Source organism: Entomobacter blattae (assembly GCF_014672835.1).
Classification (GTDB): domain Bacteria; phylum Pseudomonadota; class Alphaproteobacteria; order Acetobacterales; family Acetobacteraceae; genus Entomobacter; species Entomobacter blattae.
Map to the genome: position 1 here is coordinate 2,399,232 of NZ_CP060244.1, position 12,234 is coordinate 2,411,465.

General features: G+C 45.8%; 8 protein-coding genes and 1 tRNA gene. 4 read left to right on the forward strand and 5 right to left on the reverse strand.

The window, feature by feature from the left end; translation table 11 throughout:
• The first annotated feature begins 287 nt into the window (after positions 1-287).
• From JGUZn3_RS10820 to JGUZn3_RS10830, 3 genes are all read left to right on the forward strand, one after another.
• Entirely contained in the window at positions 288-494 is a 207-nt protein-coding gene (locus JGUZn3_RS10820) for a helix-turn-helix domain-containing protein (RefSeq protein ID WP_203413521.1), read from the forward strand.
• Between the two features lie 658 nt (positions 495-1,152).
• Positions 1,153-1,923: a DUF1460 domain-containing protein gene (locus tag JGUZn3_RS10825; protein WP_203413522.1), complete on the forward strand. Its 771-nt coding sequence runs from the start codon at positions 1,153-1,155 to the stop codon at positions 1,921-1,923.
• A gap of 822 nt (positions 1,924-2,745) precedes the next feature.
• On the forward strand, positions 2,746-3,093 hold the full coding sequence (locus tag JGUZn3_RS10830) for a hypothetical protein (protein WP_203413523.1): 348 nt from the start codon (positions 2,746-2,748) through the stop codon (positions 3,091-3,093).
• A 996-nt stretch (positions 3,094-4,089) separates the two neighbouring features.
• Here JGUZn3_RS10830 and JGUZn3_RS10835 read toward each other — a convergent pair.
• The 5 genes from JGUZn3_RS10835 to ssb all read right to left on the reverse strand — a co-directional run bounded on the left by JGUZn3_RS10835 (position 4,090) and on the right by ssb (position 8,984).
• Positions 4,090-4,165, reverse strand: a tRNA-Lys gene (locus tag JGUZn3_RS10835).
• 103 nt (positions 4,166-4,268) lie between these two features.
• Positions 4,269-4,754, reverse strand: coding sequence for a peptidylprolyl isomerase (locus tag JGUZn3_RS10840; protein WP_203413524.1), 486 nt, complete (start codon positions 4,752-4,754; stop codon positions 4,269-4,271).
• A 106-nt stretch (positions 4,755-4,860) separates the two neighbouring features.
• Entirely contained in the window at positions 4,861-5,412 is a 552-nt protein-coding gene (gene coaD / locus JGUZn3_RS10845; protein ID WP_238996813.1) for a pantetheine-phosphate adenylyltransferase, read from the reverse strand.
• 3 nt (positions 5,413-5,415) lie between these two features.
• Complete coding sequence (gene gyrA / locus JGUZn3_RS10850; protein ID WP_203414917.1) at positions 5,416-8,163, reverse strand: DNA gyrase subunit A; 2,748 nt, start codon at positions 8,161-8,163, stop codon at positions 5,416-5,418.
• A 326-nt stretch (positions 8,164-8,489) separates the two neighbouring features.
• The gene (gene ssb, locus JGUZn3_RS10855; protein ID WP_203413525.1) at positions 8,490-8,984 is read right to left on the reverse strand and encodes a single-stranded DNA-binding protein; all 495 of its coding nucleotides are present in this window, start codon (positions 8,982-8,984) and stop codon (positions 8,490-8,492) included.
• A gap of 224 nt (positions 8,985-9,208) precedes the next feature.
• Between ssb and uvrA the strand changes: the two genes are divergently transcribed.
• Positions 9,209-12,073 (forward strand): excinuclease ABC subunit UvrA, encoded by a 2,865-nt coding sequence (gene uvrA / locus JGUZn3_RS10860; RefSeq protein ID WP_203413526.1) that lies wholly within the window; start codon positions 9,209-9,211, stop codon positions 12,071-12,073.
• Positions 12,074-12,234: the final 161 nt, after the last annotated feature.

A 12,234-nucleotide genomic window follows, 5' to 3' on the forward strand; every position in this document is an offset into this window, starting at 1 on the left:
GACTGAAGAAAGAGCTGTATTGATATTGAACACATACTGAGCGCAACGAAACGCAGGTTTTGATGAAAGAGATTCACAATGAGCACCACCGCAGAAAATATTGATCTAGATTAGGCCAAGAAAATCCTGAAAATCGTTAACTTGAGGGTTAATAGTCAGTTCAAACAATTCCAAAAAACTCTTTTTCCTTGGGAGTTTCTGGTTTCTGCACTAACAATGGCTTTTACAGCTGGTACAGGCCTTATTACAGTGGAGGAATTTTGCTCTTGTAAATGGATTATCGGCTCATGACGCCAGAAACCTTTAGACAGTATCTGGAAGCCCTCCACTGGACACAGCGGGGACTTGCCACCATCCTAAACATCCACCCAACAATAGTCAGACGATGGGCTAGCAGTCAACAGCGCATCCCTCACAATGTTGAAAAGTGGCTTACCTGGTGGTATCACCACACAGTTGAAAAGCCCCTCCCTGAAGGATGGGATGCCAAATGAATAGCTAAGCCGCTATAGTTGCTGCAAAGTGGGGCACATTTTCCTCTGGATGAGCCTTGTACCCAATGGAATGTTGTAAAAACCTATATGGTACAACAAACTTAACCCCATGCCCTCCCTGCCATCAGAAAGCGTGTCTTAGCTCGTAAATAGAGGGTACGACACAATACCGCCCCATAGGCCAAGATTATGCCTAAGTTACCCTTCCCTATCCCCTGTTTTCATGATGAAGGTAAGTTTAGCCGCCAGATCAGACTTATTGTGTAGATAATCTTATCGTGCAAATAATTCTGCCAGATACCACTATCTGCTGACTATCATTATGTGTAGCGGCTCCATTGGCCACAAGCCCAGGGCTGGGCCATTAATCTGTTTCATGTACAGGCGTGGCTTGCGGCCAGATCATGCCTGGTCACCAGGGTAAATGATGGCATGTTTAAGCTAGCCCACATCAAAACCATAGTCGTTTATATAAATATAGGAAGTTCCAATAAAAAAGCCTCTTAACAGGTGATATGTGCTACGTAATTTTTCCCTATAAAAGGTCAAATTCTGCATTTTAGGTGACCAAAGAAAATATTTTTGATAAACTCTTAAAGAGAAAATTTATATTTTTATAAAATGACAATAAATTATGAAACCATGGATACTTCTACTAATGTCGGTGTTCCTAATATCTAGTGCTCCACTAGACGTACAAAATTACCGCACTGTAATAGACGAAACCTCAAAGGAAAAAATAAATAAAATTATCCTATCAGAGGTTATCCCACTAGCAGGTAAAAGTCATGGGAGCATTGTCAGTAGTGTATCTTCATCTTTTCTTGGAACCCCCTATCAGGCAGGAACACTAACTGGCAACCTTAACACACCTGAAGCTCTTGTCGTCAACTTTAATGGGGTTGATTGCTTTGTTTTAGCTGATTATGTTGAAGCATTGTCCAGAAGTCATGATCAGAAAACATTTCTGTATAATCTTGTTAAAATCCGATATGTTAACAACAAGGTTGACTATCTCAGTCGCAGGCATTTTTTCTCTGACTGGTTTGCCTCTACTCCACGGATTGCCCGTGATGTTACGCCAGAAATTAGTCCCAACTATATCGTTACAGAAAAACACCTGAATCGTACCTCAAAAGGTGGTGAATATATTCCTGGCCTAGGCGTTATTCCGCGTAAAATAAACTATATTCCTCAACAGTTCATTAACGAACAGGTCGTGAATAACTTAAAGATAGGGGATTATGTCGGCATCTATTCCCCACTTGAAGGGCTGGATGTTTCTCATGTGGGAATTATTGTTCGACATGATAACAAAACCTGGTTTAGGAATGCTTCCTCTTTAGCTATAAACAAAAAGGTCGTTGATTCACCATTTATGAGTTATGTACATTCAAAGCCAGGAATCATTGTTCTTCGCGCTGATTAAGTGACAAAATTTTACAATTTTGGTAAATATTTCTCTTTCCTCTCTCCCTCTCAAACTCTCACTTGCTGCGTTTAAAATCTTCATCGAGGTAAATGGTGCTGTGAAGGGTCGCCATAACAACAGTGCCGAGGGCAAGAAGCAGTATGTCACAGGGATAGCAGCGCCTACCTAACCAACTGGGGGTTCCATTCCATTCATTTTAACCCTGCTACACAACACGAAACTACAAACGCATTCACCCTATTATCCACGCCATACCGAGGGAAAGACCAGGATGCAGTCTGTTAGATATTCAGCGTAATGCAAGCCCATACAACCAGCCCGCCGCAAACGCGCATACTCCACGTAATACTCGGCTGTTGATGCCCAGTGAGGCCAGCTGTAAAACATCGTGCCCGTATTTTGCCCATGATCAGAATTTGCCACACCACAGATCAGGCAGAATAGGGGTAAAATCTAAATCCGGTGGCCATTCAAAGGCTGAGTTTGGCACATCAAACAACGCGCAAACAACATAACCCCACCAGAATCATGCCCCCCTTCAGAACTCCCCATACCAGCCTTCCTTGCGAAACAGGTTTGGCTGATAGGCTTTCAGGTAACATCACGATTCCCCCAATAAAAAGCCCTCCGAAGAGGGAGGTATATCATGATTGTGTAGCGCCAATATAGGAATATCACCTTAACAAGGATTTATTGGTTGCAGAATTGTAAAACACCATGATTATTAGGACTGTTCTAAACAGAGAAAACTCCCTTATCATTAGAGGTAATATATTGATATCACATAAGAAATTAATTCCTGTACTAATGGCCTGTTCTATGGCTTCGCTCCCCATCGGGTATACCAACGCGGCTGCAGAACAAACGAGCCATGAATTCAGAAAAAATTATCCACTCCAGATTGCTTTAGACGCAATGGGAAAGTCTTTCCAAGACAGTGTAACGCACTTAAACGTAACCCAGCATGTCAATAAGGGAGAGTCGCCCGATAAAGCAGTGGTTACAATTGAAGAATCAGAATTACTAGATGATTCTGTTGCTGCAGAAAAAACCGTTTTTACAATGAATTACCGGGACGGTAAATGGCAAATAATGAATAGGATACAAACGCAACAATGCAGGCCTAATCGAGGTCATCAGAACTTCTCTAACCAGCCATGTCATTAGAAAACAACGAGCGTAGCTATGACACCGCTCCTTCAAGATTGGTGTTAAGGCTCTGGTGCCGAATTCCTCAAGATACATCAGATCAGATGCGCCAGAACCGGGTTTACGGCCTTCATTACTCCTGATTTCTCCAATAACCGCAAACCATCCCCCAAGCCCCTCTCTTCTCCAGCAGGGGTAATGAGGGCGAACAAGGATAGTAGCCCATAGCAGGATTGGCCCAGCACCTCAAATAGTCAATAAGTGGTCGATCCTTTTTACAAAAGCAAACAATTTTACAGAAGCAAACAAAAAGAGCCCAACCCTTATTCAATGCGCGCTCGATAGCAAGAATTGTGCAGGCTACCCTTGTTAAATGGGTTAAGTTGGTTACTAAGGCTAATTCATGACCAAGAAAAGCAGACTAAGTTCTCTTTCTCTTTTTACTTAAAAAGCCTCCAGGTGCTTTTTAAGGAGAGGAACTTATTTTTTTGCTGCTACTAATTGGTAAGCTTGCATCCTTAGCTGACCACATCCCCCAATAAAAAACTCTTCAAAGAAGGCTAAAGATAAGGTTAGGAGGGGCTCTATAAACGTCTTTAACAATGCGGCGAGAGGGAGCGTGCTCTATTTCGTCAATAACCATCCTGACATCAACGTGGATACTCGTGTTTTTGGACCTCATTGATTACAGTAATGGCCTTATCAGATTGATCCTGAACCTGGAAATTCACTAAGAGAAGACTGACTTACCAGCCAATCTATCGCCTCACGAGTTTGGGAAGCAGCAGCAAGAAGGCTTGCTGAAGCGGGTGCTCTGCTCATGAGATAGCAGCTATCACAGGGCACAAAACACTAGCAGAAGTAGAGAGATATACGCGGGCAGTAAACCAGAGCATTTTGGCAAAAAAAGCGATAATTAAAATGGACTAAAAAATAAAAAGTGGCTAACCTACGACACCGAAAACTGGCTAACCTTTTATAACCTATTGGAATATAAGGGGTATTTTTTAGGGATGGTGAGCCGGGTGGGAATCGAACCCACGACCATTCGATTAAAAGTCGAATGCTCTACCGACTGAGCTACCGGCTCACATTTCAGCTTAGTGCTGAGGGAGGAAATAACTTGTATAAGCTTTCAAGTCAACCTCACCACAGCACTTTTCTGCTTATTTTTCAAAAATATTCTTGTAGGCTTAATTTTCTTTAACAACAGACAGTTTTATAATCCGGTCTGGATTATCGACAACCCCACTACTGCCTTTTCCTCTCTTGATCGTATCAATATGCTCCATGCCCTTTATAACCTGCCCAACAATTGTATATTCCCCATTCAGATGAGGAGCAGGCTCAAACATAATAAAAAACTGGCTATTGGCACTATCAGGGTTCATGCTGCGGGCCATACCCACTGTCCCTCTTTCAAACTTGGCTGTTTTACTAAATTCAGCCTTCAAGTCTGCTAGCTCACTCCCCCCTGTACCAGTACCTGTTGGGTCTCCCCCTTGGGCCATAAACCCTTCAATAACTCTATGAAAGGGTGTATTGTCATAAAACCCTTGCTCGGAAAGAACCTGAAGCCTTTCAGCTGCTAAAGGAGCCAGATCTGGGCGCAGCTGAATAACAACCTTTCCTGTAGAAAGGGTCATTTCCAACAAGGGAAATTCGTGTATCTCATTCATAAAAAAACCTTTTGTTAAACATTCACCTCTTTTTATTAAGAGGATATTATTGAAAAATCAAAACCAATAGCATTTTTTGTTCTTTTGGCTCTCTTAAGGGGGCCTCTTAGGGTTCTGAACCTTTATCTAAGGCCTCATATATTCGTTTATAGGTAAACTCAGGAACCATTCCCGCAATATCTCCTTTCAACGCCGCAACCTCTTTGACCAGGCGCGACGAAATATGACGATGCTCCTGCGCAGCAAATAAATAGACTGTTTCAATATCGGGCGCCATCCACTGATTCATGCCAAACATCTGATCTTCATAATCGAAATCACTATGCCCTCTTAAGCCACGAAAAATAATATGAGCATCATGTTCACGGGCACAATCCACCAAAAGGTTCCCAAATCCTATCACTTCAACGGGTGTTTTGGTAATGGCCATAACATCTGCAAGCTCATGGCGAATACATTCCATTCGAGTATGAAGAGAAAGAAGGGGGCGTTTTTGGGTATTGCTGGCTACCCCAACATAAAGGTGATCAACCAAACGTGCTGCCCTAACAATAATATTGATATGCCCATTGGTTACTGGGTCGAAAGTTCCTGGATAAAACCCACGGATAAACCGCCTTGTTGACGGGGCTGGCTGGTCTGCATCTTTATTCATCATATTTTATTCTTCCGAACCATCGTCTGAAACATCGTCTGAAACATCGTTTGAGAGGGGATCACTATCGTCATCTGTAATAGGGTCTTCATCATCTCCCCCATCGTCCATTACAGAGAAAACACTTGTAACATGTTCTTCTTCATCTAACCGAAACAAGGTTACCCCCATCCCTTGCCGAGCGGTGACCCTGATCTGATCGACTGGAACACGAATTAAGCGCCCAGCATCTGTCACCAGCATAATATCGGTTCCAGCCAGAACGGGGAAAGTCGCTACAACGGTTTTTCCAGTCCGGGGGCTTAGCGTCATATTGGCAATGCCAATTCCGCCGCGCCCACTGACCCGATATTCGTAAGCGGAAGACCGCCTACCAAACCCACCATCAGTGACTGTCAGAAGAATTTCCTCATTGTCTCGCATTTCAGCAAAACGCTCAGGCGAGAGCTCATTCTCTTTGAACGCCTCATTGTCTTCATCTGACATATCTGAATCCTCTGGGGCATCATTCTCTGGCTCATCACCCGTATCCTGCCGCAAAAGGGCTCTTGCCATTTTAAGGTAGACAGCACGTTCAGAAACATCAGCATCCACGTGATTAAGGATACATAAGCTTATCACCTCGTCATCTGGAGCCAGGCGTATTCCCCGAACCCCTGTACTACCGCGGCCAGAGAAAACGCGCAAAGTCTCATCAGTAATCTGGAAACGAATACTCCGGGCCTTACGCGTTGCCAAAAATACATCCTGTCCTTCACGACAAGTGGCAACACCGATAAGGCGATCCTGCTCATCCAGTTTCATGGCGATAAGGCCTGAAGAACGAACATTCCTAAAATCACTCAAGCGGTTACGCCTTACATTTCCACTGGCCGTAGCAAACACCAAATGCAGATTTTCCCATAATGCCTCATCCTGGGGCAAGGGCAGTACTGTGGTAATCCCATCCTCGCCCAAGTCGGGTAAAAGGTTTATTAACGCGCGTCCACGTGAGGTTGGGCTGGCTTCTGGAAGCCTCCATACCTTCTCTCGATAAGCCTTCCCCCCAGAGGAGAAAAACAGAACCCACTGATGGGTATGGGCATTAAAGGAGCGCGTAACGATATCGTCCCCCCTTCTTCCTGCAGCTTTCCTTCCTCTCCCGCCTCGATTCTGAGAACGGAAAACATCTAACGGGGTGCGTTTAATAAAGCCATCACGCGTGATGGTCACCACCATCTGCCCTGGCTCTATTAAACTTTCATCAGTCTGATCTCCCTCATAATCCACAATTTCGGTTGCACGAGGGGTGGCAATCTCAGCCCGTACGGCCAAAAGTTCTTCCTGCATCACCTCTATACGACGGATCCGACTGGAAATAATCAACAACAGGGCATCAATCTTTTCAGCCACTTCCTGAAGTTCCTGCTGGATCTTGCTGCGTTCCAGGCCCGTAATACGCTGAAGGCGTAACTCCAATATACCCCGGGCCTGGGCCTCTGTAAGATGTACTTGACCATCTTGAACAATATTTCCCTCATCATCAATAAGAGAAAGTAATGGTTCTATATCCTTTGCAGGCCATGCCCGCTCCATTAAGGCATTACGAGCCTGAACCGTATCAGAAGAGGAGCGGATGAGAGCGATCACGTCATCAATATTGGATACGGCAATAACCAGCCCCACCAGCAAATGCCCCCTTACTCGAGCCTTGCCCAGGTCAAACCTTGCCCTACGCAAGATAACCTCTTCGCGAAAGGTAATAAATGCCTGAAGTGCATCTTTCAGCCCCATCAGGCGAGGTCGTCCATTATCCAGTGCCAGCATATTAACCCCAAAGGAGGTTTGCAGCTGGGTGTAACGATATAGATGGTTTAAGACAACATCGGGTGTGGCATCGCGTTTAACCTCTATCACCACCCGCATTCCTGAACGATCACTTTCATCGCGGATATCTGAAATGCCTTCCAGCTGCTTACTACGCACCAGATCTGCAATACGTTCAAGCATGGTAGCCTTGTTAACCTGATAGGGGATTTCCGTAATCACAATGGCGTTTCTATCCTTGCGGATTTCTTCAACTGAGGCTTTCCCGCGCACCAGAACAGAGCCACGGCCCGTCTCAAAACCGCTTCTAATCCCTGAGCGTCCCAGAATGATCCCACCTGTTGGAAAATCAGGGCCTGGTACAATCTTCATGAGCTCTGCCAAATCCAAGTCCGGGTTTGTAAGCAATGCCAGAGCCGCGTCAATAATTTCACCAGGGTTATGAGGGGGGATATTTGTCGCCATCCCCACGGCTATTCCTGAAGTACCGTTAACCAGTAAGTTCGGGTAAGCGGCCGGCAGAACAACCGGCTCTTCCTCACTTTCATCATAGTTGGGCTGGAAGTCCACCGTATCACGGTCAATATCATTCAGCAGAAAAGTCGCAGCCTTGGCCAAGCGGGCTTCTGTATAACGCATGGCCGCCGGAGAATCCCCATCAACCGAGCCAAAGTTGCCTTGCCCATCAATAAGCTTTACCCGCATTGACCAAGGCTGTGCCATCCGCACCATCGCCTCGTAAATGGAAGAATCACCATGCGGGTGGTATTTACCCATAACATCCCCCACCGCACGAGCTGATTTACGATAGGGTTTATCGGGCGTAAAGCCGCTTTCCTGCATGGAATACAAAATACGCCTATGAACAGGCTTAAGACCATCGCGCACGTCAGGCAGAGCCCTGCTGACAATAACCGACATGGCATAAGCCAAATAAGAAGACTGCATCTCCTGTACAATATTAACAGGCTGTATGTTTTGAGAAGGCTCTTCGGGAGGTGGGTTTTGGGTGTTAACTGTATCGTTCAAGATTTTTCCAACACGTTGTGAATAAAACTGAGCAGAAAGAATAATTTCTGGGCATGTTCAAAGAGTGAGCATATTCAAGGAGTAAGCCTTAGCCAGATCTGCAGGAGGAGAGGACTATTTATTCCCTATCACAGTCAGCCACTTTACAACAGGTGCGCTGGCTATTCTAGCCCGTTTACCAGAAGAACTCACCATAAAGGCCCAAACAAAATAGAGACCAGCATTCCCTGTTAAACTCTCTGGGATTAAAAGGGGATCTCATCGTCAAGATCCTGTCCCCCCATGGGAGCTGGCTCCCAGCCAGAACCACCCTGGTTCCGCGTTGATGAAGAACTTTCAATCTGGCGGGGAGGATTATAACCCTCCTCCATATCGGCCTCCCCTCCTCGTTGGCTATCAATAAGAACCAGCTCGCCACGGAAACGATCGATAATGATCTCAGTAGTATAACGCTCTACCCCGCTTTGGTCTGCCCATTTCCTGGTCTGTAAGCTACCTTCTATATAAACCTTGCGCCCTTTTTTAAGATATTTCTCAGCGACATCGCCTAGACGTTCATTAAAAATAACAACCTTGTGCCACTCTGTGCGCTCCCTGCGCTCGCCCGATGAACGATCATTCCAAGTATCGCTGGTGGCCACAGAAAAGGTCACAATCCTTGCGCCACTCTGACCTGTTCTTACCTCTGGGTCTCGCCCCAGGTTCCCTACCAGAATTACCTTGTTCACACTACCGGCCATTGTGCTTCCTATCTTAATTTTAATCTTACCATCATAACTTCAATAAGGCAGTTATTCTGCCAGAAATATCCCCTCCTGAACAGACCTTCAAGGAGAGTTAATAACCTTTACCTACTCTAGCCCCCTAAAAAGGGCCCGTTCAAAACAGGGGCTTAGAAAATGATCTTTCACAATCACATATTAATCGTTGATTCTTGTAGGATTTACCACCATATTCAACGGCCATGGGACAAGAATCTTCTTACAGCAAAACGCTACGTATTCGTGGGGCCAGAACCCATAACCTCAAGAACATCAATGTTGATATTCCCCGCAATGCCCTAACCGTTATTACTGGGCTTTCAGGCTCTGGGAAATCTTCCTTGGCGTTTGATACCATTTATGCTGAAGGCCAACGGCGCTATGTGGAAAGTCTCTCCGCTTATGCTCGCCAGTTTCTGGAGCTGATGGGCAAGCCAGATGTGGACTTAATTGAGGGGCTTTCCCCCGCTATCTCCATTGAGCAGAAGACCACGTCACGCAATCCACGCTCTACGGTTGGCACCATTACCGAGATTTACGATTATATGCGCCTGTTATGGGCGCGGGTAGGTACCCCCTATTCCCCTGCGACAGGCCTGCCCATTGAGGCCCAAACCGTTAGCCAAATGGTTGACAGGATTATGGCCCTTCCCGACAATAGCCGGGTGATGATCCTAGCCCCCATCATCCGCGATCGAAAAGGAGAATATCGTAAGGAGCTGGCAGAACTCCAACGCAAGGGTTTTACCCGGGTTAAAATTGATAATACCCTTTACGCTATAGAAGAGGCCCCAAACCTTAACCGCAAGCTGCGCCATACTGTTGAAGCTGTTATTGATAGGCTTGTTATTAAACCTGGCATCGAAACACGCGTAGCTGATAGTATAGAAACCGCTCTTTCTCTTACCAATGGCATTGTCTATGTTGAAGAAGTTCCCCGTGAGGGAGAAGAGGCCGTTTTTGAGCGTATTGTTTTCTCAGCCCATTTTTCCTGTCCTGTCAGTGGCTTTACGTTAGAAGAAATAGAACCCCGGCTTTTCTCTTTCAATGCCCCACAAGGGGCATGTCCTGAATGTGATGGGTTGGGGGTAGAGTATTTTTTTGACCCCACCCTAATTGTGCCTGATATAACACGCACCCTTGCCCAAGGCGCTATTGCTCCTTGGAAAGACCAAAACCCCCTTTACCTACAAACCCTATCCAGTATCGTCCGCCATTATGGCACAGACATGCAGACCCCTTGGGAGAAACTGCCTGAGGAGGCACGTAAGACCATTCTTTTCGGCAATAATGAGGAGATTGATTTTACCTATAATGATGACGGGAAAAATTATACCGTTCGAAAGAAATTCGATGGCGTGGTGACTACTCTCAGCAAACGGCTTAAGCAGACAGAGAGCGCATGGGTGAAAGATGAGCTTTCCCACTATCAGGCAGAAAAGCCCTGTCATGTCTGTCAGGGAGCCCGTCTAAAACCAGAGGCATTAAGCGTAAAAATAGCTGGCAAGACGATTGCTGAGGCCACAAATCTTTCCATTCAGGATTCACACGAATGGTTTGCAAACGTAGAAGCCACCCTGAGCCCGCAAAAGGCTGAAATCGCTCAACGTATCTTGCGGGAAATCCTTGAACGCCTGCAATTTCTCAACAATGTTGGGCTGAATTACCTTACCTTATCACGCGGGTCTGCGACCCTTTCAGGGGGGGAAAGCCAGCGTATACGCCTTGCCAGCCAGATAGGCTCTGGCTTGACTGGTGTGTTATATGTTCTTGACGAACCCTCTATTGGCCTGCACCAACGTGACAACGATAGATTGCTTGCCACGTTAGAAAGACTAAAAAAACTTGATAACACCCTTATTGTGGTAGAACACGATGAAGAGGCTATCCGCAGCGCAGATTACCTGGTGGATATGGGCCCAGGAGCCGGCATTAATGGGGGCACTGTCGTCGCTCATGGAACCCCTGAAGAGGTTGCACAAAACCCAGCCAGTATAACAGGGGCCTATCTTTCTGGAAAAAAACGTATTGAGATCCCCGCCAAACGTCGGCCAATCAACAAAAAAAACATGCTTACCCTTACGGGTGCCAGGGGCAATAACCTTAAAAACATCACTGCTCGCTTCCCGTTAGGCACCTTTACTTGTGTAACAGGTGTTTCAGGAAGCGGTAAATCAACCCTTGTTATTGATACCCTCTATAAAGCCCTTTCCCGCCAGTTCATGGGTGCTAACCAAACCCCTGCTCCCTATGATGGCATTAAGGGATTAGACAAACTGGATAAGATTATTGATATCGACCAATCCCCCATTGGCCGTACCCCCCGCTCTAACCCTGCAACCTATACAGATCTGTTTACCCCTATCCGCAACTGGTTTGCTGAACTGCCAGAAAGTAAGGCCCGAGGCTATAAGGCCGGTCGTTTTTCCTTTAATGTTAAAGGGGGCCGATGTGAATCTTGCCAAGGGGATGGCGTATTAAAAATTGAAATGCACTTCCTGCCTGATGTTTATGTGACCTGCGATACCTGCAAGGGACAACGCTATAATCGTGAAACCCTTGAAATTCGTTTTAAGGGCAAATCCATCGCTGATGTTTTGGCCATGACTATTGATGAGGCTGTTCCCATCTTTTCAGCTGTGCCCCGTATTCGTGATAGGCTAGAGATTCTCCAAAAAGTAGGCCTAGGCTATATTACTCTTGGCCAGCAAGCCACCACCCTTTCCGGCGGTGAAGCCCAGCGTATTAAGCTTTCTAAGGAGTTGGCCAGAAAAGCAACTGGAAGAACCGTTTATATTCTCGACGAACCCACTACAGGCCTCCATAGTGAGGACGTCAAACATCTTCTCGAGGTTCTTCACGCCCTAGTTGACCAGGGAAATACCATTATTGTCATTGAACACAACCTGGATGTGATTAAAACGGCTGATTGGATTTTAGATATTGGCCCCGAAGGAGGAAATGCGGGAGGAGAAATTGTTGCTGAAGGCACTCCTGAAATAATTGCCACCCATAGCCAAAGCTATACGGGCCAGTTCCTTAAACCCATATTGGCAAGAGGGTATTAGCAAGTAATCCCTTAAAACCAAAAAGCACACCTTATAAGACGTTTTATTATAAAATGTTTTAATGGTATAGGCCGTTCTTGTTATGTAAAAAGACCTTTTTATGTAAAGCAACCTTTTCTTTCTTCTCCCAGTGCCTTCCCCTGGTTGTGCTCTTGTCCCCT

Excerpts from the sequence above, each read along its gene's own strand:
- JGUZn3_RS10820 (WP_203413521.1), top strand. The coding sequence starts at position 288 with ATGACGCCAGAAACCTTTAGACAGTATCTGGAAGCCCTCCACTGGACA.
- JGUZn3_RS10825 (WP_203413522.1), top strand. The coding sequence starts at position 1,153 with ATGTCGGTGTTCCTAATATCTAGTGCTCCACTAGACGTACAAAATTAC.
- JGUZn3_RS10830 (WP_203413523.1), top strand. The coding sequence starts at position 2,746 with ATGGCTTCGCTCCCCATCGGGTATACCAACGCGGCTGCAGAACAAACG.
- JGUZn3_RS10840 (WP_203413524.1), bottom strand. The coding sequence starts at position 4,754 with ATGAATGAGATACACGAATTTCCCTTGTTGGAAATGACCCTTTCTACA.
- coaD (WP_238996813.1), bottom strand. The coding sequence starts at position 5,412 with ATGATGAATAAAGATGCAGACCAGCCAGCCCCGTCAACAAGGCGGTTT.
- gyrA (WP_203414917.1), bottom strand. The coding sequence starts at position 8,163 with ATGCAGTCTTCTTATTTGGCTTATGCCATGTCGGTTATTGTCAGCAGG.
- ssb (WP_203413525.1), bottom strand. The coding sequence starts at position 8,984 with ATGGCCGGTAGTGTGAACAAGGTAATTCTGGTAGGGAACCTGGGGCGA.
- uvrA (WP_203413526.1), top strand. The coding sequence starts at position 9,209 with ATGGGACAAGAATCTTCTTACAGCAAAACGCTACGTATTCGTGGGGCC.